Here is a 25872-nt window from a genome sequence, read left to right as displayed (position 1 = left end):
CTTCATGTCTCGGCCGCAGGAAATCGACGCTGCGAAATCGGCCGATGATGTCCGCCGTCAACACCCCGATATGACGGCACCGGTCAGTTGTTCGGCGGGGAGAGCCACCGGGTGCCCGACCCGTTCCTGGTGATGGCGACCCAGAACCCGATCGAGCAGGAGGGCGTCTACCCGCTGCCGGAGGCACAACGGGACCGCTTCCTCATGAAGATCGTGGTGGGCTACCCGACCGACGCGGAGGAACGGGAGATCGTCTACCGGATGGGTGTGGCCGCGCCCGAGCCGACCGCGGTGTTCGACACGCCGGAGCTGATCGCCCTGCAACGCAAGGCGGACCAGGTCTTCGTCCACAACGCCCTGGTCGACTACGCGGTCCGGTTGGTGCTGGCCACCCGCGCCCCGGCCGAGCACGGCATGCCCGACGTGGCGCAGCTGATCCAGTACGGGGCCAGTCCGCGCGCCTCGCTGGGGCTGGTCCGGGCGACCCGTGCCCTGGCGCTGCTGCGCGGGCGTGACTACGCGCTGCCGCAGGACGTGCAGGACATCGCACCGGACATTCTGCGGCACCGGTTGGTGCTCAGCTACGACGCGCTCGCCGACGACGTGCCCGCCGACCACATCGTGCAGCGGGTGATGTCGACGATCCCGCTCCCGGCGGTCGCTCCCCGCCAGCAGGCCACCCCGCCACCGACCGCGCCGCCGCCGGGCGCAGGCTGGCCCGGGCAGCGGCCGTGACCTCACCCACCCCTCGTCCCGCCCCCCTCGCCGACCGGAGCGAGGCCGTGCTGTCCCGGCTCCAACTACTTGTCACCCGCAAGCTCGACGGTCTGCTCCAGGGCGACTACGCCGGCCTGCTACCCGGGCCGGGCAGTGAGGCGGGGGAGTCCCGGGAGTACCGCCCCGGCGACGACGTACGCCGGATGGACTGGCCGGTCACCGCCCGGACCACCACGCCCCACGTGCGGCGTACGGTGGCCGACCGGGAGTTGGAGACCTGGCTCGCGCTCGACCTCTCCGCGAGCCTGGACTTCGGTACGGGGCAGTGGCTCAAACGGGAGGTCGTGGTCGCCGCCGCGGCCGCCATCACCCACCTGACCGTGCGCGGGGGTAACCGGATCGGCGCCGTGATCGGCACCGGCGGCGGGGTGTCCGCGCCGGCCCGACGGTGGCGGGGCGGGCCACCGCCGGTCGGGCCCGGGGTGCTCACCCGGCTGCCGGCCCGCTCCGGTCGCAAGGAGGCGCAGGGCCTGCTGCGTGCAGTCGCCGGCACCTCCATCCAGCCCGGCCGTGGTGACCTGGGGGCCCTGATCGAGATGCTCAACCGTCCGCCCCGCCGTCGCGGGGTGGTCGTGGTGGTCTCGGACTTCCTCGCCCCGCCGGAGCAGTGGGCCCGGCCGATGCGCAAACTGCGCGTCCGCCATGACGTGCTGGCGATCGAGGTGGTCGACCCGCGTGAACTGGAGCTACCCGATGTGGGCGTGCTGCCGGTGGTCGACCCGGAGAGCGGTGAGCTGCACGAGGTGCAGACCGCCGACCCGCGGCTGCGGCAGCGCTACGCCGAGGCCGCCACCGCCCAACGGGCCACGATCGCCGCCGCCCTGCGCGGCGCCGGCGCGGCCCACCTGCGTCTGCGTACCGACCGAGACTGGCTGCTGGACATGGTGCGATTCGTGGCCGCGCAGCGGCACGCGCGTACCCGGGGGACGACACGATGATCCGTTTTCTGCAACCGTGGTGGCTGCTGGCCGTGCTGCCGGTCCTCGCTCTCGCCGCGTTCTACGTCTGGCGGCAGTTGCACCGCCGGGCGTACGCGATGCGGTTCACCAATGTGGACCTGCTGCGTACGGTCGCGCCGAAGGGCCTGGGCTGGCGGCGGCACGTGCCGGCGACCGCGTTTCTGCTGTGCCTGCTGGTGCTCGCCACCGCGTTGGCCCGGCCCGCGGTGGACACGAAGGAGCCGCTGGAGCGGGCCACCGTGATGCTCGCCATCGACGTGTCGTTGTCGATGCAGGCCGACGACGTGGCACCGAACCGGCTGGAGGCGGCTCAGGAGGCGGCCAAGCAGTTCGTCGCCGAGCTGCCGGAAAGCTACAACCTGGGCCTGGTGTCGTTTGCCAAGGCGGCAAACGTGCTGGTGCCGCCGGGCAAGGACCGGGACGCGGTGACAAGCGCCATCGACGGGTTGGTGCTGGCGGAGGCGACCGCCACCGGTGAGGCGGTGTTCACCTGCCTGGAGGCGATCCGGTCGGTGCCGGCCGACGGGGCGGCGGGTATTCCGCCGGCTCGGATCGTGCTGCTCTCGGACGGTTTCCGGACGTCGGGTCGGGCGGTGGAGGAGGCGGCGGCGGCCGCCCAGGCGGCGAACGTTCCGGTGTCCACGATCGCCTTCGGCACCGACACCGGTCAGGTCGACATCGGCGGGCAGTTGCAGCGGGTGCCGGTGGACCGGTTGGCGCTCGCCGAGCTAGCCGAGACCACCGAGGGTTACTTCTACGAGGCGGCCTCGGTGAGCGAGTTGAAGCAGGTCTACCAGGACATGGGCAGCTCGATCGGGTTCCGTACCGAGCCGCGGGAGGTGACCCAGTGGTACGCCGGGGTGGCGTTGCTGCTGGCGCTCTGCGCCGGGGCGTTCAGTCTGCTCTGGTCGTCCCGGATGCTGTGAGGCGGTGCGCCGGCGGCGGTCAGTGACCGCCGCCGGCGAGGACGAAGACGATGGCCACCCAGACGGCGGCGAGGGTGAAGCCCAGCGGGGCGACGTAGCGGCTCATGGACGGCTCCGGGTGGCGGCTGGACGGTCCGCGTGCTGGGGGCGGACCGCAGGGGGTGGGGACGCGCACACGAAGTCGTGACCGGGAGGCTCCCGGCGACCGCCCGGAACGCGGGCGGCGCGGCACACTCACCTCGACGGGTGCCGAGGTGGCGGGGGGAGCGGAGCGGGGTCAGCTCACCAGACTGAGTCGTGGCTCAGCGGGTCTGACCATCGGCCCGGCCACGACTGGGAGGATCGCTATCTCGCACAGCGATCACCTCCTGCAAGTCGGGCCGGCCGGAACGTCGATGATCGTACACCTGCGGTACCGCCGGAACGCACTCGGCCGACCGGCCCGAGACCCCTCCACCGCCCGGTTGCCGACGCCGTGCGGCACCCGCCCGTACGCCTCGACTCGGCTGCCCCACCCGCACGACCGTGACCAGCACCGCCGCGAACAACGGCAGCCAGCAGCAGCGGGCCAACACCCAGCCCGGGTCGTCCGGGACGGTGTGCAGACCGGGCAGGGTCAGCCCGCTGCGGGCGGTGAGCGCGGTCACCGCCACCAGGACCGGCTGGTGCCACAGGTAGACCCGGACGGCGTACCTGTTCACCTCGGTCACCGCCCGGCCCGGCAGCGGGCGGGTCAGCAGCCGTCGCAGTGCCGGTAGCGCCAGCAGCCCCAGCCCGACCTGGGCGACCGCCAGCGCCACGACCAGCAGCGACGGCGGGTTCAGGTTGGACACCCCGGCCCCGGGTACGCCGACCGCGCTCACCGGGTAGCCCAGCGCCAGCAGCGCCGCAAGCGCGACCGCCGCACCGGCCGCCAACGCGCCGCCCACCCGCCGGCCGTCCAGCCGCCCGTCGGCGTGCGCCACACCCAGCAGGTACGGCACCGACCAGGCCGCGAGCACGGTGACCGGGGGCAGGTCGGTGTCGGCCGGCAGCAGGCGGACGGCCAGGTCGGCGGCGGCGACCACGACCACCGCAGGTGCGACGCACCGCGCCACCCCCCACCGGCGTACGGCGGCGCGCAGCGGGCCGGTCACCGCGACCAGGGCCACCAGCGGCAGCAGGAACCACAGCGGGCTGACCGCGAGCCGCAGCGCGACGGCGAGCGTGTCGTCCGAGGTGGCGACGACGGTGGCGGCGAGTAGCACGGCCGCCCCCACCCCGAGCAGCGCCACCGCGGGCAGCAGCAGCCGACGCAGCCGACCGGCAAGCCACCCGCCAGCCCCGCCCGGGTGGCGGGCCAGCGACCGGGTCGAGCCGAACCCGGCGGTGAAGAAGAACAGGCCGAGCGTCTGCAACACCCAGGTCGCCGGGGCCAGGTCGGGCAGGGCGGTCAGCGGGCTGGCCTGGTGCAGCCCACCGTCGCCGGTCGACACCAGCCCGGTGACCAGCCAGTGCCCCAGCACCACCCCACCGATGGCGTACGCCCGCAGCGCGTCGACGGCACGGTCCCGGCTCACCTGGCGTCCCCGATCCGGTCGGCGTCGACGTCGCCGAGCACGACCGTCGCCACCGCGACCAGCGCGGCGCTGCCCGGCGCGAGGTAGCCGTCGTGGCCCGCCACCCCACCCACCGGCAGGGGTCGGGCGCCGAACGCCGGGTCGCCGGGTCGCCGGCCGAAGCCCAGGCCGGGCAGCCGCACCTGCGGCACCCGGCGGATCCAGTCGGTCGGCGCCTCGGCCGCCCAGAACCGCCGCCCACCGGGCAGGTCGTCGGCGCGCTGCACCCCGGCGCCGACGCCGCCCAGGCTGACCACGTCGGTGACCTGGGCCGGGGCGTCCGCCGCCGCGAGCGACACCACGAGAGCGCCGTAGCTGTGCCCGACCAGCGTGATCGTCGCCGCCGGACGCCGCCCGGCCAGCTCCCGCAGCAGCGGGGCGAGCCCCGCCACGCCGCGCCGGGCGCTGACGGCACCGGCGGCGGTCAACACCCCGTCGGGCGGGTCGTAGCCGAGCCAGGCCAGCACCGCGACCCGCGCCCTCGGGTCGGTCGCCCGCAGCTCCCGGTAGAGCTGCCCGGCCTGCACCGCCGGCGCCCGCCGGGCCACCCCGCCCAACCCCCGGTCGAAGTCGGCGAGCGTGCTGCCGACCCCCGGCACCAGCACCGCGATCCGGTCCGCGTCGGCGAGGTCACCAAGCACCTCGACCGCGCGGCCGTCACCGCGCTCGTCGAAGAGCAGGAACCGGCGTCCGTGGGCCGCCCAGTCCGCGTACGGGGGGCCGGCCGCGCGCATCGCCGCCGCCACCACCGGGTACGCCTCGACGAACCCCGCCGCCGTGGCTGGCTCGGGTCGGGTGGGCAGGACCAGGTTCACGCCGAGCAGTACGGCCATCGCCACCCGGCTGGCACCTCGTCGTCGCATCACGTTCTCCCTCCGGAAAGTCGTCCGGAGGGAGGGTGCGCCCGGGGGTGGGGCCGGGTCGTCATCCCGCAGAGCCGTTCGGTGGCTGGCTCTGCGGGGCTACTCGCCGGCGGCCACCAGACCCGTCTCGTACGCCAGCACCACGGCCTGGGCCCGGTCGCGCAGGCCCAGCTTGGCCAGGATCCGCCCGACGTGCGTCTTCACGGTCTGCTCGGCCACCACCAGGTCACCCGCGATCTCCGCGTTGTTGCGGCCCCGGGCGATCAGCCGCAGCACCTCGGTCTCGCGGGGGGTGAGCCCGGCCAGGTCGGTGGGGCGCGGGCGGCGGCGGTCCGGCCGGGCCGCGAACTCGGCGATCAACCGGCGGGTGACCGCCGGGGCGAGCAGCGCGTCCCCGGCCGCCACCACCCGCACCGCCTGCACCAGGTCGGCCGCCGGGGCGTCCTTGAGCAGGAACCCGCTGGCCCCGGCGCGCAGCGCCTCGTACACGTAGTCGTCCAGGTCGAAGGTGGTGAGGATGAGCACCCGGGGTCGCTGCGCCGACCGGTCACCGAGCAGCCTGCGGGTGGCCTCCAGCCCGTCCATCACCGGCATCCGCACATCCATCAGCACCACGTCCGGGTCGAGGTGGCGGGCGGCGGACACCGCCTGCTCCCCGTCGGCGGCGTCCCCCACCACCAGCAGGTCCGGTTGGGCGGCGAGCAGCGCGCCGAACCCCTGCCGGACCATCGCCTGGTCGTCGGCGATCAGCACCCGGATCATCGGTCCCCGTCCTGCGCGTCGTACGGCAACTCGGCCGCCACCGCGTAACCCCCGTCGGGCAGCGGCCCGGCGGTGAACGTACCGCCAAGCGAGGTGGCCCGCTCCCGCATGCCGGTCAGCCCGTGCCCGGAGTTCGCCTCGCCCGGCCGGGAGCCCGCCTCGGCGGGTGGCGCGTTCTGTACGCGTACCCCCAGGCCGGACGGACCGACGCGGACGGTGACCCGCACCGCGGCGCCGGCCGCGTGGCGGGCCGCGTTGGCCAGGCCCTCCTGCACGATGCGGTACGCGGCCAGCCCCACCGGCGCGGGCACCCGGTCGTCGTGCGCCGGCTCGGCGGCCAGGGTCACCGGCAGCCCGGCGCGGCGGGCCGCGTCCACCATCGCGGCCAGGTCGGTCAGGTTCGGTTGCGGGGCGGTCTGCGGGTCGCTCGTCTCGCTGCGCAGCACCCCCAGCAGCCGACGCATGTCGGTCAGCGCGTCGCGGGCCGACGCGGCGATGGCGACGAACTCCGCGGCTGCCGGGGCCGGCACGTCCGTCAGCCGGTACGGGGCGGTCTCCGCTTGCACCGCGATGAGCGACATGTGGTGGGCCACCACGTCGTGCAGTTCCCGGGCGATCCGGGTGCGTTCCTCAAGCACCGCGCGGCGTTCCTGCTCACGTTCGCTCAGCTCGGTCTGCGCGGCAAGCGCGTGCCGGGACAGCCGGTTGCGTCGGATCAGGTCGCCGGCGATCGCCAGCGCGCCGAGCAGGAGCAGGACCGGGACCCGGTTGTTGGGGTGCACCAGGGCGAACACCGGCACCGTGCTGATCGTCACCACCCAGGCCAGCACCGGACGGTCGACCCGCGCGAGGACCACCGCGACCACCGCGACCGACCCGAGGGCCAGCGGCGGGGTCCATGGCCAGGACCTGTCGGCGGGTGCGTTGAACGTGCAGGTCAGCAGGGCCAGTACCGTCAGCCGCCAGGCCAGCAGCGGACGCCGGGGCAGCGCCAGCAGCGGCGCCACGGTCATCGCCGCGAACAGCACCGCGACCGGCAGCCTCAGGCCCCACTCGCTCTCCACGCTCAGCGTGATCAGGAAGAGGCCGAGGACGGCGAGCAGACCGACCGGGGCGGCGTACGGGGCCACCCGGGGCCACCGGGCCAGCAGCGGCCGTTCGGGCCTCGCGTCCGGGCCCAGCAGGGTCTGCCGCAGGGCCCGTAGGGCCACCGCGATCGGATGCCGGTTCACCACCCGGAGGCTACGGGCCGACCCCGTCACGAGGCGTGCCACCAGGGGTTGATCCCGGTGTCGTACCACGGTGTGACGCGTCTCCCGTTAGCGCTTACCTGCCGGTAACGCCTAGGCTTTCGCGCGTCCGTGCTGACCATTCGCAAGGGGGAACAGTGGCTCGCACCGTGCTGGTGACCGGGGGCAACCGGGGGATCGGCCTGGCCATCGCGCAGGCTTTCGCCAAGCAGGGCGACCGGGTGGCGGTCACCCACCGCAGCGGCGAGCCGCCGGAAGGGCTGTTCGGCGTCCGCGCCGACGTCACCGACGCCGCCTCGATCGACGCCGCGTTCACCGCCGTCGAGGCCGAGTTGGGGCCGGTCGAGGTGCTTGTCGCAAACGCCGGCATGACCGCCGACACGCTGCTGCTGCGGATGACCGAGGAGCAGTTCACCGACGTGGTGGACACCAACCTCACCGGCGCGTTCCGGGTCGCGAAGCGGGCCTCCGGCAAGATGCTCCGCGCCAAGTGGGGTCGCATGATCTTCATCTCCTCGGTGGTCGGGCTCGCCGGCGGCGCGGGGCAGGTCAACTACGCCGCAAGCAAGGCCGGCCTCGTCGGCGTCGCCCGCTCGATCACCCGGGAGATGGGCAGCCGCAACATCACCGCGAACGTGGTGGCGCCCGGCTTCGTCGACACCGACATGACCGCCGGCCTCACCGACGACCGCAAGGCGGAGCTCCTCAAGTCCATTCCGGCCGGCCGGATGGCCAGCCCGGACGAGGTCGCCGACGTGGTCACCTGGCTGGCCTCGGACAGCGCCGGCTACGTCTCCGGCGCCGTCATCCCGGTCGACGGCGGCCTCGGCATGGGCCACTGACCCCCCACCTACGTACGGAGGAACCCACGGATGTCCGGACTGCTCGCCGGTAAGCGACTGCTCGTCACCGGAGTCATCACCGACGCCTCGATCGCCTTCTCGGTGGCGAAGCTCGCCCAGGAGAACGGCGCGCAGGTCGTCCTCACCGGCTTCGGCCGGATGTCCCTGGTCGAGCGGATCGCCAAGCGGCTGCCCGAGCCCGCGCCGGTCATCGAGGTGGACGTCACCAACACCGAGCACCTGGCCAGCCTCGCCGACCGGGTCCGCGAACACGTCGACGGCCTCGACGGCGTCGTGCACTCCATCGGCTTCGCCCCGCAGAGCTGCCTCGGCGGCGGCTTCCTCGACGCGCCCTGGGAGGACGTGGCGACCGCCCTGCACGTCTCCACCTTCTCGTACAAGTCCCTCGCGATGGCGGCGCTGCCGCTGATGTCGCCCGGCGGCGCGGTGGTCGGCCTGACCTTCGACGCGACGAAGGCGTGGCCGGTCTACGACTGGATGGGTGTGGCCAAGGCCGGCCTGGAGTCCGCGTCCCGCTACCTGGCGCTGCACCTGGGCAAGCAGGGCATCCGCAGCAACCTGGTGGCCGCCGGGCCGCTGCGCACCATCGCCGCGAAGTCGATCCCCGGCTTCGACCAGTTCGAGGGAGCCTGGGTCGAGCGGGCCCCGCTGGGCTGGGACCTCAACGACCAGGAGCCCGCCGCGAAGGCCTGCCTGGCACTGCTCTCCGACTGGTTCCCGGCCACCACCGGCGAGATCGTCCACGTCGACGGCGGCTACCACGCCATCGGTTCCTGACGCTCCCCGCGGCGCTCCCTGGCCACCGTCCGCGTGACCCACACGTCCGGACCAGGGGGCGTCGCCGGGACGTCCCGGCCGAGGGGCAAGAATGACCCCATGTCGTACGACGCGGTGGTGCTGGTGTCCTTCGGTGGGCCCGAACGGCCCGAGGACGTGATGCCGTTCCTGCAGAACGTGACCCGGGGCCGGGGTGTGCCGCCCGAACGGCTGGCCGAGGTCGCCGAGCACTACCAGCACTTCGGTGGGGTGTCGCCGATCAACCAGCAGTGCCGGGACCTGCTGGCCGCGGTCCGCGCCGACTTCGCCGCGCACGGTGTCGACCTGCCGATCTACTGGGGCAACCGCAACTGGGACCCGATGCTCGCCGACACCGTGACGCAGATGCGCGACGACGGGGTTACCCGGGCGCTGGCCTTCGTCACCAGCGCGTACGGCGGCTACTCGTCCTGCCGGCAGTACCAGGAGGACATCGCCGCCGCGCGGGCCGCCGTCGGCCCGGACGCCCCGGTCATCGAGAAGCTGCGTCAGTTCTGGGACCAACCCGGCTTCGTCGAGCCGCACGTCGACGCGGTCCGGGTGGCCCTGGGCCAGCTCGACCCGGCGTTGCGGGACACCACGAGGCTTGTCTTCACCGCCCACTCCATCCCCAGCTCGATGGCGGCGAACGCCGGCCCGCACGGCGGCCGGTACGAGGCGCAGCTGCACGAGACCGCCCGGCTCGTCGCCGCGGCCGCCGCACCCGACCTGGGGTACGACCTGGTCTGGCAGAGCCGCTCCGGCCCCCCGCAGGTGCCGTGGCTGGAACCGGACATCAACGACCACCTGGCCGCCCTCGCCCAGCGCGGCACCACCGCAGTGGTGGTCAGCCCGATCGGGTTCGTCTCCGACCACCTGGAGGTCGTGTGGGACCTGGACACCGAAGCGCTGGAGACGGCGAAGCAGCTCGGCCTGGACTTCGTCCGGGCCGGCACGCCGGGCACCGACCCGCGCTTCGTGAGTATGGTGCGTGAGCTGGTCACCGAGCGGACCGACCCGGACGGCGCGCAGCGGCGCCGCCGCCTGGGAGAGCTGCCCATGTGGGACACCTGTCCCACCGTCTGTTGCGTGCCGACCCGACGCCCGACGACTGCTGGGGGAACCGATGCATGACCGTAAGCCCGTGCAGAGTTGGCTGACCGACATGGACGGCGTGCTCGTGCACGAGGGCCAACCGGTGCCCGGAGCGCCCGAGTTCATCAACCGGATGCGCGCCTCCGGCAAACCGTTCCTGGTGCTGACCAACAACTCGATCTACACCCCTCGGGACCTGACGGCCCGGCTCAGCCGGATGGGGCTGGACGTGCCGGAGGAGTCGATCTGGTCCTCGGCCCTGGCCACCGGCCAGTTCCTCGCCGACCAACGGCCGGGCGGCACCGCGTACGTCATCGGTGAGGCCGGGCTGACCACGGCCCTGCACGCGGTCGGCTACGTGCTGACCGACTTCGCCCCCGACTACGTGGTGCTCGGCGAAACCCGCACCTACAGCTTCGAGGCGATCACCAAGGCCGTCCGGCTGATCAACGACGGCGCCCGGTTCATCTGCACCAACCCCGACGTGACCGGCCCGTCCGTGGAGGGCGCGCTACCCGCCGCCGGCTCGGTCGCCGCCATGATCTCCAAGGCGACCGGGGTCGAGCCGTACTTCGTCGGCAAGCCCAACCCGATGATGATGCGCTCGGCGCTCAACACCATCAACGCGCACTCGGAGAGCACCGCGATGATCGGCGACCGGATGGACACCGACATCCTCTGCGGCCTGGAGGCCGGGCTGGAGACGATCCTGGTGCTCACCGGCATCAGCAGCCGCACCGAGGCGGAACGCTACCCGTACCGCCCGTCCCGGATCGTCAACTCGGTAGCGGACCTGCTCGACGAGATCTGACCAGTTCGCACGGCCCCACCCCGCCCTACCTCGCCCGCCCTGCCCCGCCCTGCCCCGCCCCGCCCCGCCCCGCCCCGCGATCTTGCACTTTCTGTCGCGACACAAAGGGCATTGATTCTCATATCGACAACCGAAACTGCAAGATCGACGTGGCGGCCGGTGTGGGCTCGTGCTCGGGCTCGTGCTCGTGGAGGGGCCGGGTCAGGGGCGCAGTGGGGCGTTGCAGGCGGCCACCAGAGCCTGCCGGCACGCCGCGGTGAGCGGACGAAGCGCGGCGTCGCGCTGCTGGGCCTCGTAGTTGTTGATCGCGCCCCCGGGGGCGGCGTGCCCGGCCAGCGCGAGCACCCGGTCGAGCACCGCGGCTCGGGCGAAGAGCCGACGGGCCCGCGGGTCGAAGCCCGGTGGCAGGTCGGTGGCGCCGTCGGGGCGGCGCAGCGCGGCAAGTGCGCCGGCCAGCTCGGGCCGCCACTGGGCCACGTCGAGGCGGGTCAGAGCGGCGGTCGTCTCGGCGAGCGCAGCGGCCAGTTCGGCCTCCGCTTCGGCGGCGCCGGGCAACGAGAGGGAGGCGGCGGGGGCGTTGGCGGGCAGCGGGTACACCCGCCACAACACCGTCTCGAAACAGTCCCCCGAGCCGGAGGTGTGCGAGCGTACCTCCGGGATCAACCCGAGCCCACCGGCCACCACCGCCTCGCCCGCGACAAGCGCCGCACCGGCGAAGTCGCCGGGGCCGGGCAGACCCCGAGGGTCGCCGGGCGCGGGCAGCACCAGGCGGATCTCGTCCGGGGAGAGCTTGGCCAGGGTGGGCAGCGCGGCGCCCAGCGGGACGTCGGTCCAGGTGCCGGGGGCGTCCGCGACGAGGTGCTCCTCGTCGCCGGCGATGGCGTCGGCGACTTCGTCGTACGGCACCAACCCGGCACGCCACGCGCGCACCCAGGCAACGAACCGGCTCGACCGGCGCGGCGCGAGTGTGGCCGCGCCCGTTGCGGGGGTGGACATGCCGAAAGGGTACGTGGTCACCACCGGCCGTGTCTCGACTGCCGCTCCGGCCGCCCGCCCTGCCCCGAACTGCTCTCTTCACCCCATTCCCTTTCCCCGCCCCGCCCCGCACCCCGCCCGCACCGTCGTTCGCCCCCCGTTGGCGTCGATCATGGAGTTGTGGTGGGCGAAACTCGGTAATTGCGACGGTTTGTAGGGCACCACAACTCCATGATCGACGAGGCGAGGGCAGGCCAGGGCGGGGGCAGGTCAGGGCGGGGGCAGGTCGGGACTGTGTGGGCGGCACCGGGGCCGGGTTTGGTGGGGAGGCTGGGGGCGGTGTGTCGGGAGGTGGGGTGGGAGTCGGGGAGTTAGCGTGATCGACATGGCGGGGCGATACGGCGAGGACGTGTTGGCGGGGGACTGGCGACGGCGGAAGGTCACCCCCGAGGTGGACGCCGAACCGGACCTCGTGGTGGAGGACGCCGACTCGGGGTTCTGCGGCGCGGTGGTCGGCTTCGAGGCCGGCGCGGTGGTGCTGGAGGACCGGCACGGCAAACGGCGCAACTTCCCGTTGCTGCCGGCGGCGTTCCTGCTCGACGGTAGCCCGGTCACCCTGCGCCGGCCGACCCGCGCGCCGGTGCCGGCGGCCCGTCGACGGACGGCATCCGGCTCGGTGGCCGTGGACAACGTCCGGGCGCAGGTCGCCAAGGCGAGTCGGATCTGGGTGGAGGGCATCCACGACGCCGCGCTGGTCGAGCGGATCTGGGGTGACGACCTGCGCATCGAGGGCGTCGTCGTGGAGCCGTTGGACGGCATCGACGACCTCGACGCCGACGTACGCGACTTCGGCCCCGCCCCGACCCGACGACTCGGCGTCCTCGTCGACCACCTGGTGCCGGGCAGCAAGGAGAGCCGCATCGTGGCCCGGGTGACGTCGCCGTACGTGCTGGTGACCGGCCATCCTTACGTGGACGTGTGGCAGGCGGTCAAGCCGACTGCGCTGGGTATCACGGCGTGGCCGGTGGTGCCGCCGGGGCGACCCTGGAAGGAAGGGGTCTGCGCGGCCCTCGGAGTGGCCGAGCCGGCCGACATGTGGCGACACATCCTGTCCCGGGTGAACAGCTTCGCCGACGTGGAGACCCCACTGATCAACGCCATGGAACGTCTCATCGACTTCGTCACCGAGCCAGCCTGACCCGCCGCCGCCGCCGCCGCGCCGCCCGCCCCGCCCCGCCGCCCCGCCGCCCGCCCGCCCTGCCCGCTGCCCGCCCCGCCCGTCACCCGGCCACCGCCCCGCCCTCGCCCAAGATCCGCGCAGTTTCCCCGCTGTTGCTGCCTCGCGGCGGCGGGAGGCAGCAACATCCCCGATGTTGCGCGGATCTTGTGGGTGCGACAGTGCGGGGTGCGGCAGTGCGGGGTGGGTGTAGCAGGGCGGGGCGTGGCGCGGGATCGTGCGGGCAGGGCAGGGCGAGGCAGGGCGGGGCAGGGCGGGGCAGGGCGGGTGGCCGTCAGGGCTCCTGGTCGGGGGTGCGGCTGTAGACGAAGGTGGCGATGTCCAGCGCCACCGCTGCGCCCTGCTCGTCGCGGCGGACCGTGAGGATCTCGCCGTCCTGCCCACCGGCCCGACCTCGCCAGCGGTCCGGACCTTCGGGGACGAATCGGAGGTTGGGTGCGCCGACCGGGCCGGCGAGCAGGTTGCCGTCGGTGTCCGCGTACACCTCGATTGTCGTGCCCATCCACCACCAGCGGCCGGTCAGCTCGGCGAGTTCGGCGGACGGCGGGGCGGCCGCCGGCCGCCAGGGGGTGACCGGCGTGGGTTCGGCGTCGAGCACCATGGTGAGCAGTTGCCGCCCGAGGGCGCCGAGGTACACCCCTCGCAGGGTGTACGCGTTGACCAGGCCGACCACTGCGGTGCGGCTGGGTCGGTGTACGGCCAGCGAGGCGCCGTAGCCGGGCATCGAGCCGCCGTGTCCGACGTACACCCGGTTGCCGTCCCGGAAGAGTTCCAGCCCGAGACCGTGCCCGTGGGTCCAGGCCTCGTGGTCGCTGATGACGACGGGTGAGCACATCTCGGTCAGGGTCTCGGGGGCCAGCACCGAGGGGTCGGGGTCGGCAAGGAACGCGGCCCAGTGGCTCAGGTCCTCGATCGTCGACCAGAGTTGCCCGGCGGGGGCCATGGCGCCGGTGTCGGTGCGGGGTTCCTCGCGGAGGGTGTCGTACCAGGGGTGGACGACGTAACCGCGGGCGTACGGCTCGGTGGCCGCGTAGGTGGTGCGGCGCAGGCCCAGCGGGGTGAGGACCCGTTCGTCGAGGAGGTCGGCCCAGGGTGTCCCGGTGAGTCGTTCGAGCAGTCCGCCGAGCAGTCCGTACGCCAGATTGGAGTAGTGGTACGTGCGGTGCGGCGGATAGGCGATCTTGTCGGCGTCGACGTCGGCGAGCAGGGTGGTCAGGTCGACGCCGGCCGCTCGCTCCCACCAGTCGCCCTCGGGTTCGCGCTGGAGGCCGCTGGCGTGGGCGAGCAGTTGGCGCAGGGTGAGCGCACCCACGCCGGTGCCCGGCAGGTGCTGCTCCAGCGGGTCGTCGAGGGTCAGCCGGCCGGCGTCGCGCAGTTGCAGGATCAGGGTGGCGGTCATCGTCTTGCTGATCGAGCCCAGCCGGTACTGCAGGTCGACGTCCGGGCGGGGGTGTTCACCGGCGGTGGCCACGTGCACCAGCGCGCCGTCGCGGACGACACCCAGCACCAGCGACGGGACGTGACCGTCGGCCTGTGCCTGGGCGACCCGGGTGTCGATCTGTCGGACGGTCTCGGGTAGCAGGGTCAACGGGATCTCCTCGGGTCGGGCCGCCGATTCGTGGTGGTTTGGCGGGCCGGAAAGGGTCCCGCCGAGCCTACTGATCTTCGCGGGGAGGTCGCGCGTGCATGTGCGTGTCACGATCGTGGTGTGGACGCCGTGGTGTGGATCGTTGTGGGTGTGCTGCTGGCCGTCGCCGAGATCTTCACGACGACGCTGTTTCTGATCATGTTCGGGGCCGGTGCGTTCGCCGCCGCCGGTGCGGCTGCCCTCGGCGCGCCGGTCGCCGTGCAGGCGTTGGTCTTCGCGGTGGTGTCGGCGTTGAGCCTGGTGGTGGTCCGACCGGTCATCCGGCGGCACAGCCGCTCCGCGCTGGAGAGCGGCGAGCAGGCGTTCGGCGTGGAGGCCATCGAGGGCTCCACGGCGCTGGTGCTGGAACGGGTGGACGCCGAGCAGGGGCTGGTCAAGATCGACGGTGAGTTGTGGAGCGCCCGGTCGTACGACACGACACAGGTCTACGACCCCGGTCAACGGGTTCGGGTGATAAAGGTCCGGGGCGCGACCGCCCTGGTGTGGCAGGACGATGTTTCTTCCGCCGGCGAGCTGCCGGAATCGAGAGGGTGAACGGGATGACGTTTCTCGGGGTGGTGGTGATCGCGGTGGCGCTGATCGCCGTGATAACGCTGGCCAAGGCGGTACGGATCGTGCCGCAGCAGCGCCAGGACGTGGTGGAACGGCTCGGCAAGTACAAGCGCACCCTCAGCCCCGGCCTCAACCTGCTGGTGCCGTTCATCGACGCCGTCCGTACCAAGGTCGACATGCGGGAGCAGGTGGTCAGCTTCCCGCCGCAGCCGGTGATCACGTCGGACAACCTGGTGGTCTCGATCGACACGGTTCTCTACTTCAAGGTCGTCGACTCGGTCCGCGCGACCTACGAGATCTCCAGCTTCCTCCAGGCCATCGAGCAGTTGACCGTCACCACGTTGCGTAACGTGATCGGCTCACTGGACCTGGAGCGGGCGCTGACCAGCCGCGACGAGATCAACCGGCACCTGTCGGGTGTGCTTGACGAGACCACCGGCCGCTGGGGCATCAAGGTGACCCGGGTCGAGATCAAGGCGATCGAGCCGCCGGCAAGCATCCGCGACTCGATGGAGAAGCAGATGCGCGCCGAACGGGACCGCCGCGCGGCGATCCTGACCGCCGAGGGTCACAAGCAGTCACAGATCCTCACCGCAGAGGGTGAGAAGCAGTCGGCGGTGCTGCGGGCCGACGGTGACCGGCAGGCCCGCATCCTGCAGGCCGAGGGTCAGGCGAAGGCGATCCGGACGGTCTTTGACGCGATCCACCAGGCCAACCCGAGCCAGAAGGTGCTCGCCTACCAGTACCTGCAGGCTCTGCCGCAGATCGCCCAGGGCAGCGCCAACAAGGTCTGGATCGTTCCGGCCGAGTTGACCAAGGCCCTGGAGGGGATGGGTGGCGCGCTTGGCGGGCTGAGCCAGATGGTGGGGGACCTGCCCGCGCCGGAGGCCGCGGACCACGCGAGCCAGGTCGAGCGCGAGGCCGCGGAGGCGGCGCAGGCGGCCGCGGACGCCGCCCAGCAGATCCACGACGAGGTACGCGTCGCCGAGGCGCAGGCCACCGGCGGCAACAAGCCGCAGGGGCTGCCCGCGCCCGAGCCGGTGTCGCCGACCAGCCTGGTCGAGGACCCGGCGGATCAGCGTGAGCGGGGCTGACCCGGCACGCCGTTAATGCGAGAAAGGCTCATGGGGCGCTCCGACGCCTGCCACGATCGGTCCTAGGACGGGTGGTGACCAGGCAATCGGGGCGCCCCGGCGCGTTCCGCACCGCTCGTGGACGAGCGAGGTGACGCATGAAGGATCCGGCGAATCGGATGTGGTCCTCGGCCCCGGTGCCCGGCGCGCACGACCCGGTCGCCCCGCTGGGCTCCCGCCGCAGCGGTGGCGGGTTCGGCGTACTGCCCTTCGTCGGCGAGCCGACTCCGGGCGCCCCCGCCACGAACGCCAGTTGGGCCTGGTCGGTGCGCCGGTTCGCGCGGGCGGCGGTGTGGCTGCTGCCCGCGTACGCCATCCTCTACGGCGCGGTGGCGATGGCCAGCGACGGAGGGGTGGGCAACGACCCCTATCCGGCCGACGGCCGGGCCGTCTACCTGATCGGGTGGGTGGCCGCGGTCTGGCTCGGCCTGCTCGCGCTGCTGGCCCTCACCGGCCTGCTGGCCGCGACCCGCAGCCGCCGGGTGGCCGCCGCCGGGCTGCTGGTCAGCATCGCCGGCACCGTGTTGATGCTGCCGTTCGCCGGGTTCGAGGAGCAGACGCCGGTCTTCGGCACCACCGCGCGGTCGCTGGTCCTGCTCGGCGCGACGTTCTACAGCGTGGGCTGGTTCCTCACCGGGTGGGCGGTGGCCCGCTCGGGCACCTTCAGCCTCGGCGACGGCGTCATGCTGATCATCGCCGCTCCGCTGCTCGGCCTCGGTGGCGCCCTGATCGGCTCGTTGCAGACCTTCGGCGCGATCTTCGTACTGATCGCCGGCATCGGCATCGGCTACCGCTCCGGCCGCCTGATGCCCCGCGAAACTGCCAGAGACGCCGCCGCCGCCAGCCTAAGCACCCCAAACCCCTAACCGCTCCCACCCCACCCCACCCCACCCGGGCCCCTCCCGCCCCCTCCCGCCGCCTTCCCCGGTGATCAAGAGGTTCGCGTCAAGAATCGCCCCTCATCTGACGCAAACCTCTTGATCACCGGGGAAGGCGGGTGGGGCGCAGGGGGTGGGGGCGCAGGGGGTGGGGTTGGGGTTGGGGTTGGGGGTTGGGGGTTGGGGTGGCCGTGAAGTTGCTGACAATCGTTGGGTGGGGGTGGTCGGTTGGCGGTTTTTGTGGCAATCCTGGGTTGCATGGCCGCCCCCCGCTCGCCGCTGTCGCGGCTGTTCACCGTGCTGCTCGCCGGCGTGTTGGCCGGGCTTGTCCTGGCAGTCGCCGCACTGCCGGGCAACCTGCTGCTCGGGCTCACCGCCCGCTCCGCGCTCGGGTCGTACGCCGCGTTGCCGGCCTCGCTGAAGACCCCGGCCACGCCGCAGCGCTCGTACCTCTACGCCAGCGACGGCAAGACGCTGATCACCACGTTCTACGACGTGAACCGCACGGACGTTCCGTTGTCCGAGATCGCCCCGGTGATGCGGCAGGCGATCGTGGCGGCCGAGGACCGGCGCTTCTACGACCACGGTGGCGCGGACCTGCGCGGCCTCGCCCGGGCGCTGGTGGCCAACGTCAAGGGCGGTGGCACCGAGCAGGGCGGCTCGACGCTGACCATGCAGTACGTGCGTAACGTGCTCAAGACCGACCCCACCCGCACCGCCGAGGAGCGCGCCGCGGCGACCGACCCGACCGTCGGCCGCAAGATCCAGGAGATCCGGTACGCGAGCGCGCTGGACAAGAGCCTCGGCAAGGACGAGATCCTGGACCGGTACCTGAACATCGCCTACTTCGGCTCCGGCGCGTACGGGATCGCGGCGGCGAGCCAGCGGTACTTCGGCAAGCCTCCGGCGCAGCTGACCCTCGGCGAGTCGGCGCTACTGGCCGGTCTGGTGCAGTCCCCGGACGCGTACAGCCCGATCAGCGGCGACAAGGACGAGGCGGTGGCCCGCCGGTCGTACGTGCTGGACTCGATGGTGGCCACCAACGCGATCACCGCCGCGCAGGCGGCCCAGGCCAAGGCCGAGCCGCTGACCCTGCACCCCACTCCCCAGCCCAACGGCTGCACCGCGGTCTCCCAGGGCCATGACGACTGGGGTTTCTTCTGCGACTACCTGCGTCAGTGGTGGCTGACCCAGCCGGCCTTCGGGGCCACCGTCGCGGAGCGGGAGCAGGCCCTGCGTTCGGGCGGCTACACCGTGGTCACCTCGCTGGACCCGAAGATCCAGGCCACCGCGCAGCAGCAGGCCACCAAGGTCTACGGGTACGACAACAAGCGCGCCCTGCCGATCGCGGCGGTCCAGCCGGGCACCGGGCGGGTGCTGGCGATGGCGGTCAACCGGCACTACAGCCTCGCCGACAACCCGGGCGGGCAGGCGAACCACCCCAACACGGTGAACCCGTTGATCTCCGGGGGAGCCAGCGTCGACGGGTACCAGGCGGGTTCGACGTTCAAGCTGTTCACCATGCTCGCCGCGCTGGAGTCGGGCCGTACCCTCTCCACCGGTTTCGACGCGCCCGCCAAGCTGCCCACCCGGTACGCGGCCGAGGGGCCGGGCAGCTGCGACGGTCGCTGGTGTCCGGCGAACGCCAACCCGGAGTGGATGGACGGGTACCGGATGATGTGGGACGGCTTCGGTCGTTCGGTGAACACCTACTTCGTCTGGCTGGCCGAGCAGGTCGGCCAGGACAAGGTCGTCGAGATGGCGCAGCGCCTCGGCATCACGTTCCGCGCCGACTCGGACGCCGCCTTCGCCAAGAACAACGCCGCGAACTGGGGTTCGTTCACCCTCGGGGTGGCGGCCACCACTCCGCTGGACCTGGCCAACGCGTACGCCACGGTGGCCGCCGAGGGCACCTACTGCACGCCGGTGCCGGTGGTCTCGGTGACCGGCGCGGACGGCACGAAGGTGCCGGTCGGGCAGCCCTCCTGCAAGCGGGTGCTCGACGCCGACGTCGCTCGTGCCGCGACCGACGCGGCGCGCTGCCCGGTGGGCCAGCAGTCGGCGTTCGGGCAGTGCAACGGCGGCACCGCCACCGGCGTGAACGACATCCTCGACGGTCGACCGGTGGCCGGTAAGACGGGTAGCTCGGAGCAGAACTCCACCGAGACGTTCGTCGGCTTCACCGCGCAGGTCGCGGTGGCCGGCAGCGCCGCCAACCCGGACGACCCGGCTGACTCGGTGGGGTCGGCGGTGCAGAGCAAGGTGATCGACGCGGTCGCCCGGGTCATCGCCACCGCCGTGAAGGGCCAGCCGGAGAAGGAGTTCGTGGCACCGAGCCACGAACTGGCCGGCGACCCGCACCGCCCCGTCGAGCGCCCCAAGGTCCCGGAGAGCCCGCCGAACCAGAACGACGACCGCCTGTCCCCGCTGGAACGCTGGCTCAACCGCCGAGGCTAGGTGCACCGCCCCTGCTCCGTCGATCATGGACTTGTGGTGCCCGTCATGCGGCTGTGCGCGGCTTTTGTCTGCCACCAAAACTCCTTGATCGACGGCTTCGGGCCGGGGTTAGGGCTGGCGGCGGCGGGGGCGGTAGCTGGCCAGGGTGGCGGGGAGGCCGCGGCGAATGATTCCGGCCCAGTCGGTGTCGCCGCGCAGGACCGCCGCGGCGGTCTTGCGGGCCTGCTCGACGGTGAAGTGTGGTGGCAGCATCAGCTCGGCCGGGTCGACCAGGGCGTTGATCACCACCGGTCGGTCGGCGGTGAGCGCCCGGTCCCAGACGTCCCGCACCTGCTCCGGTGAGTCGACGAGCTCGCCGTGCAGCCCGAGCACCTCAGCCCACTGATGGTAGGCGATGTCCGGCAGCTGCTGGCTGTCCGGGAACATCGGCGTCCCCTCGGTGGAGCGCTGTTCCCAGCTGACGAACGCCAGGTCCCGGTTGTTGAGCACCAGCACCACGAAGCGCGGGTCGGCCCAGCTGCGCCAGTACTTCGCCACGGTGATCAGCTCGTTGACGCCGTTCATCTGCATGGCGCCGTCGCCGATCAGCGCGACGAGCGGCCGGTCCGGGTGGGCGAACTTGGCGCTCAGCGCGTACGGCATGGCGCCGCCCATGGACAGCAGCGTGCCGGAGAGGCTTGCCAGCATGCTGGGGCGTACCTGGATGTGCCGGGCGTACCAGGCGGTGGTGGTGCCGCAGTCGACGGCGAGCAGCACGTCGTCGGGGAGCCGCTCGTTCAGGGTGTGGAAGAGCAACTGCGGGTTGACCGGGTCGGCGGTCTGCTCGGCCAGGTCGCGTTGCACCCGGCGCCAGGCGGAGGTGGCCTCGGTGACCTCCGCCCGCCAGGCGGTCGGGCCGGGGCCGGGGCCCAGCTCGTTCAGCAACGCCCGCAGCGTGGGACGTGCGTCGCCGGTCAGGTTCACCTCGGTCGGGTACCGCAGCCCGAGCTGGGTGCCGTCCAGGTCGATCTGCACCGCGCGGGCCTGCCCGGGTGGCGGGTAGAACTCCGAGTACGGCATGTTGCTGCCGACGATCAGCAGCCGGTCGCAGCCGTCCATCAGCTGCCAGCTAGGGCGGGTGCCGAGCAGCCCGATCGCGCCGGTCACCCACGGCTCCCGGTGGTCGACGGCGGTGAAGCCGAGCAGCGCGGTGGCCACGCCGGCCCCGAGTCGATCGGCGATCTCGCGGACCTCGTCGCGGGCACCGAGGGCACCCTGGCCGACGAGCATGGCCACCCGCTGCCCGCCGCGCAGCACCTCGGCAGCCCGGCGTACGTCCGCCTCGGGCGGCACCGTCGGCGTGCTGCTCGGCGCGTTGCTGGTCTGGTAGTAGCCGTGCGCGTGCGGCGGGTTCGGGACGGCCGGCTCGTCCTGGAGGTCGAGGGGCAGGATCAGGGCGGTGACGGTACGCCGGGCCAGCGCCGTCCGGCACGCCCGGTCGACCAGGTGGCGTACCTGTGCCGGGTGGTCGAGCTGGGCCAGGAACGCCGCGGCCACGTCCTTGTAGAGGGCGAGCAGGTCGACCTCCTGGTAGTAGCCGCCGCCCTCGGCGGTGGTCGCGGTGTGCCCGACCAGGGCGATCACCGGTTGGTGGTCGAGCTTCGCGTCGTACAGGCCGTTGAGCAGGTGGATGGCGCCCGGCCCGCTGGTGACGAGCGCGCAGCCCAGCGGGCCGCCGCCGTACTTGACGTGCGCGGAGGCGGCGAAGCCCGCCGTCTCCTCGTGGCGGACCTGGACGAACTGGGCCCGTTCGTTTGTGCGTTGCAGCGCTGAGGTGAGGCCGTTGATGCCGTCGCCGGGATAGCCGAAGTAGCGGCGTACGCCCCAGCTGAACAGTCGCGACACGATGTGGTCCGCGACGGTCGGACGCCGGGGCAGGGTGCCCGCTTCGTCCGGCGCCGTGTGGTCTGCGCTCACCTGGCTGGTCCTTCCCGTCGAGTCCGGTGCTCAGCGGGTCATTCCCCTTCTTCTTCGGACAAAACACCCTGCCGGGCGGGCGTCGAAGCGTGCCGCTCCGCGTCCGGCAGAATCGTCGGGTGCCCGTCCACCAGATCACCGACCCCGACGACGACCGCCTCGCCGACTACCGGGCGCTCACCGACGTCGAGCTGCGCACCCGCTGGGAGCCGCCGCACGGCCTGTTCATCGCCGAGGGGGAGCTGGTGCTGCGCCGGGCGCTGCGCGCGGGCTATCCGGCCCGGTCGTACCTCGTCGACGCCAAGCGCGTGGACCAGCTCGCCGACCTGGACACCGGCGACGCGCCGGTCTACGCCGCGACTCCTGACGTGCTGCAACGGGCCACCGGCTTCCACGTACACCGGGGGGTGCTGGCGTCGTTCCACCGCCGGCCGCTGCCGACGGCGGCCGAGGTGCTCGCCACCGCGCGCCGGATCGTCGTCCTGGAGGACGTGAACAACCACACCAACCTGGGGGCGATCTTCCGGGGGGCCGCCGCGCTCGGCGTCGACGCGGTGCTGCTCTCGCCGACCTGCGCCGACCCGCTGTACCGGCGCAGCGTCCGGGTCAGCATGGGCGAGGTCTTCGCGCTGCCGTACGCCAAGCTCGACCGCTGGCCCGACGGCCTGGACCAGGTACGGGAGGCCGGCTTCACGGTGCTCGCGATGACGCCCGCGCCGGACGCCGTACCGATGCAGCTGTTGACCCCGGCGCAGCGCGAGCGGGCGGCGCTGCTGCTCGGTGCCGAGGGGCCCGGCCTCACCGCCGCGGCCCAGGCGGCGAGTGACGTGCGGGTGGTCCTGCCGATGCGGCGTGGCGTCGACTCGTTGAACGTCGCCGCCGCGGCGGCGGTCGCCTTCTGGGAGTTGAGCCGCGACGACACGCCGTTCGACGGCGGGTAGACCGCTTCGGCTTGCATGGCCATACGTTCTATTGCATAATTTTTCCCGTGTCCAAGGTTCTCACCTCCCTGCCCACCGGCGAACGCGTCGGCATCGCCTTCTCCGGCGGCCTCGACACCTCTGTCGCGGTCGCGTGGATGCGCGACAAGGGCGCGATTCCCTGCGCCTACACCGCCGACATCGGCCAGTACGACGAGCCCGACATCGCCTCGGTGCCCGGCCGCGCGCTCAGCTACGGCGCCGAGCTCGGCCGCCTCGTCGACTGCCGTGCCGCCCTGGTCGAGGAGGGCCTGGCCGCGCTGACCTGCGGTGCCTTCCACATCCGCACCGGCGGGCGGGCCTACTTCAACACCACCCCGCTGGGCCGCGCCGTCACCGGCACCCTGCTGGTGCGGGCGATGGTCGCCGACGACGTCCAGATCTGGGGCGACGGCTCGACCTTCAAGGGCAACGACATCGAGCGGTTCTACCGCTACGGCCTGCTGGCCAACCCGATGCTGCGCATCTACAAGCCGTGGCTCGACACCGCCTTCGTCACCGAGCTGGGTGGGCGTAAGGAGATGTCCGAGTGGCTGCTGGAGCGCGGCCTGCCCTACCGGGACAGCACCGAGAAGGCATACTCCACCGACGCCAACATCTGGGGCGCCACGCACGAGGCGAAGACGCTGGAGCACCTCGACACCGGCATCGAGACGGTCAGCCCGATCATGGGCGTGCGGTTCTGGGACCCGTTGGTGGAGATCCCGACCGAGGACGTCACCATCGGCTTCGACCAGGGCCGCCCGGTCACGATCAACGGCAAGGAGTTCGGCAGCGCCGTCGATCTGGTGCTGGAGGCCAACGCCATCGGCGGCCGGCACGGCCTGGGCATGTCGGACCAGATCGAGAACCGGATCATCGAGGCCAAGAGCCGGGGCATCTACGAGGCGCCCGGGATGGCGCTGCTGCACTACGCGTACGAGCGGCTCGTCAACGCCATCCACAACGAGGACACTCTCGCGAACTACCACAACGAGGGTCGCCGCCTCGGCCGGCTGATGTACGAGGGCCGTTGGCTGGACCCGCAGGCGCTGATGCTGCGCGAGTCGTTGCAGCGCTGGGTCGGCACGGCGATCACCGGCGAGGTCACGCTGCGGCTGCGCCGGGGCGAGGACTACTCGATCCTGGACACCACCGGCCCGTCGTTCAGCTACCACCCGGACAAGCTGTCGATGGAGCGTACCGAGGACTCGGCGTTCGGCCCGTCGGACCGGATCGGCCAGCTCACCATGCGCAACCTGGACATCGCCGACTCCCGGTCGAAGCTGGAGCAGTACGCCTCGCTCGGCCTGGTCGGCGGCGGGAACCCGCAGCGGATGATCGGCGCCGCGCAGGCCGCCTCGACCGGGTTGATCGGCGCGATGCCCGAGGGTGGCGCGGAAGCCATCGCCTCCCGGGGCGTCGCCTCGGCGGAGGACGCGGCGCTCGACCGCGCCGCGATGGAGTTCGGCGTCGACTGACCCCTGCCGCAGGTGGTGGCACGTCGAGTTCGGCGGTGACGCAGGGTAGCGTGGCGGCCGTGTTCCCTACCGTCCGTGAGGTCCTCGCCCTGGACCCGGTCCGTCACGGCGCGCCGCGCGTGGTCGCCGGTGACGAGGGGTTGGACCGGCCCGTCCGCTGGGTGCACGTCGCGGAGGTGCCTGACATCGCCACCCTGCTCGGCGGCGGTGAACTGGTGCTCACCACCGGCATCGGCCTGCCCGGGGACGACGCCGGGCTGCGCGCGTTCATCGGCGACCTGGCCGACGTCGGAGTCTCCGGGCTCGTCGTCGAGCTGGGCCGCCGCTACGTCAGCGGGGTGCCCCGGGTGATGGCCGCCGCCGCCGAGCGGCGTGGGTTGCCCCTGGTGGAGTTGCGCCGGGCCACCCCGTTCGTCCGGATCACCGAGGCGGTACACGCGCTGATCGTCGACGCCCAGCTCACCGAGCTGCGCGCCACCGAGGAGATCCACCAGCGGTTCAACGACCTGTCCGTGGAGGGCGCCGACGCCGCCGAGGTGATCCGCCAGGCCGCCGAGCTGTCCGGTTGCCCGGTGGTGCTGGAGAACCTGTCCCGGCAGGTGCTCGGGTACGACCCGGCGGGCGAGAGCGCCGAGCTGCTGCTCGACGGCTGGGAGCAGCACTCGCGGCGGATCCGCCCGGCCGGGCGGACCGCGTACGACGCGGACAGCGGGTGGCTGGTGACCACCGTCGGCGCCCGAGGGCAGGACTGGGGGCGGCTGCTGCTGCGCTGGCCGGCCAGCGGGGACGTGCCGAGCGCCCAGGCCGTCGAACCGACCGCCGGTTCGCCGACCCGGCTCACCATCCTGATCGAGCGGGCCGCGTCCACCCTCGCGCTGGGCCGGCTGATCCGCCGCGACGCCGAGGGCCTGGAACGGCAGATCCACCGCACCCTGCTCACCGCGCTGCTCGACCACTCCCGCCCGGTGGACGAGGTGGGGCTGCGCGCCAAGGCGCTCGGCGTGGTGCTCGACCGGCGGCACCTGGTCGGCGTGATGGTCCGGCACCGCGCCGACGACCCCGCCGGGGAGGCCGGCCCCGAGGCCGGCCAGGCCCGACTGCGGGACCTCTCCGAAGCGGTCGGCCAGGCCCTGCGGGAGGCGAAGCTCACCGCGTTGACGAGCGCCGTCGACGACAACTCGGTGGGCGCGCTGCTGGCCCTGCCGGACCCGGCCGCCGAGGACCGCGCGCTGTCCGCGTTCGCAAGCGCCCTTCGTCGGGTACGCCTCGACGCCGGCACCGGCCGGGTACCCGCCGGCGCCGACCCGTCCTCCGGCCCGGGTGCTGTCGACCCGGCCCGGGGCCCGGGCGCTGTCGATGCGGCCCGGGGCCCGGGTGCCGTGATCGTGGCCGCCGGCTCCGGTGTGGGTAACCTGCGGGAGGCCCGGCGCTCACTGGTCGAGGCGCGGCAGATCGCCGAGGCGGCCCGCCGGGACCTGCGCGACCTTCCCATCTTCCGGCTGCCGCACGTGGGGCTGGCCGGCCTGCTGCACCTGCTGCGTGACGAGCCCCGGTTGCAGACCTTCGTCGAACGCGAACTCGGGGCCCTACTGGAGTACGACGCCCGGCACCCCCGGGAGCAACTGCTCGGCACCCTGCGCGCGTACCTGGAACAGGGGCGCAACAAGTCCGCCGCCGCGGCCGCCGCCCACCTGTCCCGACCGGCCTTCTACGAACGCCTGGCCCGCATCGCCCGCATCCTCGACGTGGACCTGGATTCGGTAGAAGCCACCCTCTCCCTACACGTGGCCCTACTAGCCCTAGCTATCTAGCTTTGGGAGGGCCGATGTTCGTCGGTCGGCGCATGGAACTCGACCTGCTCACCAAGCAGCTTGATCATGTGAACCGCACCGGCGGG

At 72.8% G+C, this 25872-nt stretch carries 22 protein-coding genes and 1 pseudogene; 15 read left to right on the top strand and 8 right to left on the bottom strand.

The window, feature by feature from the left end; all coding sequences use genetic code 11:
• Positions 1–93 precede the first annotated feature (93 nt).
• The 3 genes and pseudogenes from ACWER9_RS28210 to ACWER9_RS28200 form a co-directional block, all read left to right on the top strand.
• Positions 94–735 (top strand): annotated as a pseudogene (locus ACWER9_RS28210) (AAA family ATPase); the annotation flags it as partial.
• Positions 714–1715, top strand: coding sequence for a DUF58 domain-containing protein (locus ACWER9_RS28205; protein ID WP_452304686.1), 1002 nt, complete (start codon positions 714–716; stop codon positions 1713–1715). The pseudogene ACWER9_RS28210 and the gene ACWER9_RS28205, both read left to right, overlap by 22 nt.
• Positions 1712–2662, top strand: coding sequence for a VWA domain-containing protein (locus ACWER9_RS28200; protein ID WP_452304684.1), 951 nt, complete (start codon positions 1712–1714; stop codon positions 2660–2662). The genes ACWER9_RS28205 and ACWER9_RS28200 overlap by 4 nt, the downstream gene beginning before the upstream one ends.
• Positions 2663–2681: 19 nt before the next feature.
• On the opposite strand, the gene ACWER9_RS28195 is transcribed toward ACWER9_RS28200, so the two are convergent.
• The 5 genes from ACWER9_RS28195 to ACWER9_RS28175 all read right to left on the bottom strand — a co-directional run bounded on the left by ACWER9_RS28195 (position 2682) and on the right by ACWER9_RS28175 (position 7117).
• Positions 2682–2837 (bottom strand): hypothetical protein, encoded by a 156-nt coding sequence (locus ACWER9_RS28195; protein ID WP_357355384.1) that lies wholly within the window; start codon positions 2835–2837, stop codon positions 2682–2684.
• Positions 2838–2964: 127 nt separating this feature from the next.
• Positions 2965–4221 carry an acyltransferase family protein gene (locus ACWER9_RS28190; protein ID WP_452304683.1) on the bottom strand — a complete coding sequence of 419 codons (1257 nt, stop codon included), beginning with the start codon at positions 4219–4221 and terminating at the stop codon, positions 2965–2967.
• Entirely contained in the window at positions 4218–5123 is a 906-nt protein-coding gene (locus ACWER9_RS28185; protein WP_452304682.1) for an alpha/beta hydrolase, read from the bottom strand. The genes ACWER9_RS28190 and ACWER9_RS28185 overlap by 4 nt, the downstream gene beginning before the upstream one ends.
• Positions 5124–5222: 99 nt before the next feature.
• The gene (locus ACWER9_RS28180) at positions 5223–5885 is read right to left on the bottom strand and encodes a response regulator (protein WP_452304681.1); all 663 of its coding nucleotides are present in this window, start codon (positions 5883–5885) and stop codon (positions 5223–5225) included.
• On the bottom strand, positions 5882–7117 hold the full coding sequence (locus ACWER9_RS28175) for a sensor histidine kinase (RefSeq protein ID WP_452304680.1): 1236 nt from the start codon (positions 7115–7117) through the stop codon (positions 5882–5884). Before ACWER9_RS28175 ends, ACWER9_RS28180 begins: the two co-directional genes overlap by 4 nt.
• Positions 7118–7272: 155 nt before the next feature.
• Here ACWER9_RS28175 and fabG point away from each other — a divergent pair, with 155 nt between their 5' ends.
• The 4 genes from fabG (at position 7273) to ACWER9_RS28155 (ending at position 10699) form a co-directional block, all read left to right on the top strand.
• The gene (gene fabG, locus ACWER9_RS28170; protein ID WP_452304679.1) at positions 7273–7977 is read left to right on the top strand and encodes a 3-oxoacyl-ACP reductase FabG; all 705 of its coding nucleotides are present in this window, start codon (positions 7273–7275) and stop codon (positions 7975–7977) included.
• A gap of 30 nt (positions 7978–8007) precedes the next feature.
• Entirely contained in the window at positions 8008–8775 is a 768-nt protein-coding gene (gene fabI / locus ACWER9_RS28165) for an enoyl-ACP reductase FabI (protein ID WP_452304678.1), read from the top strand.
• Between the two features lie 99 nt (positions 8776–8874).
• Positions 8875–9927, top strand: coding sequence for a ferrochelatase (locus tag ACWER9_RS28160; protein ID WP_452304677.1), 1053 nt, complete (start codon positions 8875–8877; stop codon positions 9925–9927).
• Positions 9920–10699 carry an HAD-IIA family hydrolase gene (locus ACWER9_RS28155; RefSeq protein ID WP_088988620.1) on the top strand — a complete coding sequence of 260 codons (780 nt, stop codon included), beginning with the start codon at positions 9920–9922 and terminating at the stop codon, positions 10697–10699. Before ACWER9_RS28160 ends, ACWER9_RS28155 begins: the two co-directional genes overlap by 8 nt.
• A 201-nt stretch (positions 10700–10900) precedes the next feature.
• On the opposite strand, the gene ACWER9_RS28150 is transcribed toward ACWER9_RS28155, so the two are convergent.
• Positions 10901–11695, bottom strand: a complete 795-nt coding sequence (locus ACWER9_RS28150) for a hypothetical protein (protein ID WP_088991540.1) — start codon at positions 11693–11695, stop codon at positions 10901–10903.
• 364 nt (positions 11696–12059) lie between these two features.
• On the opposite strand from ACWER9_RS28150, the gene ACWER9_RS28145 reads away from it, so the two are divergent.
• Positions 12060–12872 (top strand): DUF3097 domain-containing protein, encoded by an 813-nt coding sequence (locus tag ACWER9_RS28145; protein WP_452304676.1) that lies wholly within the window; start codon positions 12060–12062, stop codon positions 12870–12872.
• A 313-nt stretch (positions 12873–13185) separates the two neighbouring features.
• Here the strand turns inward: ACWER9_RS28145 and ACWER9_RS28140 are convergent, their stop codons facing one another.
• A complete protein-coding gene (locus tag ACWER9_RS28140) occupies positions 13186–14499 on the bottom strand; it encodes a serine hydrolase domain-containing protein (RefSeq protein ID WP_452304675.1) in 1314 nt (437 codons plus the stop codon).
• A 120-nt stretch (positions 14500–14619) separates the two neighbouring features.
• On the opposite strand from ACWER9_RS28140, the gene ACWER9_RS28135 reads away from it, so the two are divergent.
• The 4 genes from ACWER9_RS28135 to ACWER9_RS28120 all read left to right on the top strand — a co-directional run bounded on the left by ACWER9_RS28135 (position 14620) and on the right by ACWER9_RS28120 (position 19579).
• Entirely contained in the window at positions 14620–15093 is a 474-nt protein-coding gene (locus ACWER9_RS28135) for an NfeD family protein (RefSeq protein WP_452304674.1), read from the top strand.
• A gap of 5 nt (positions 15094–15098) precedes the next feature.
• Complete coding sequence (locus ACWER9_RS28130) at positions 15099–16205, top strand: SPFH domain-containing protein (RefSeq protein WP_452304673.1); 1107 nt, start codon at positions 15099–15101, stop codon at positions 16203–16205.
• Positions 16206–16342: 137 nt separating this feature from the next.
• Positions 16343–17110, top strand: coding sequence for a hypothetical protein (locus ACWER9_RS28125; protein ID WP_357355363.1), 768 nt, complete (start codon positions 16343–16345; stop codon positions 17108–17110).
• A 270-nt stretch (positions 17111–17380) separates the two neighbouring features.
• Complete coding sequence (locus ACWER9_RS28120; RefSeq protein ID WP_452304672.1) at positions 17381–19579, top strand: transglycosylase domain-containing protein; 2199 nt, start codon at positions 17381–17383, stop codon at positions 19577–19579.
• Between the two features lie 108 nt (positions 19580–19687).
• Here ACWER9_RS28120 and ACWER9_RS28115 read toward each other — a convergent pair whose 3' ends face one another.
• Complete coding sequence (locus ACWER9_RS28115; protein ID WP_452304671.1) at positions 19688–21535, bottom strand: thiamine pyrophosphate-requiring protein; 1848 nt, start codon at positions 21533–21535, stop codon at positions 19688–19690.
• A gap of 68 nt (positions 21536–21603) precedes the next feature.
• On the opposite strand from ACWER9_RS28115, the gene ACWER9_RS28110 reads away from it, so the two are divergent.
• Genes ACWER9_RS28110 through ACWER9_RS28100 form a run of 3 tightly spaced genes read left to right on the top strand, consistent with a single transcriptional unit; the run spans position 21604 to position 25786 of the window.
• Positions 21604–22476 carry a TrmH family RNA methyltransferase gene (locus ACWER9_RS28110; RefSeq protein ID WP_452304685.1) on the top strand — a complete coding sequence of 291 codons (873 nt, stop codon included), beginning with the start codon at positions 21604–21606 and terminating at the stop codon, positions 22474–22476.
• A gap of 47 nt (positions 22477–22523) precedes the next feature.
• Positions 22524–23975: an argininosuccinate synthase gene (gene argG / locus ACWER9_RS28105; RefSeq protein ID WP_452304670.1), complete on the top strand. Its 1452-nt coding sequence runs from the start codon at positions 22524–22526 to the stop codon at positions 23973–23975.
• 59 nt (positions 23976–24034) lie between these two features.
• Positions 24035–25786 (top strand): PucR family transcriptional regulator, encoded by a 1752-nt coding sequence (locus tag ACWER9_RS28100; RefSeq protein ID WP_452304669.1) that lies wholly within the window; start codon positions 24035–24037, stop codon positions 25784–25786.
• The last annotated feature ends 86 nt before the right edge of the window (positions 25787–25872 follow it).

It is taken from the genome of Micromonospora sp. NPDC003944, assembly GCF_053605225.1.
The sequence above is the reverse complement of the archived record's forward strand: the minus strand, read 5'-3'. Positions and strand labels throughout refer to the sequence as shown.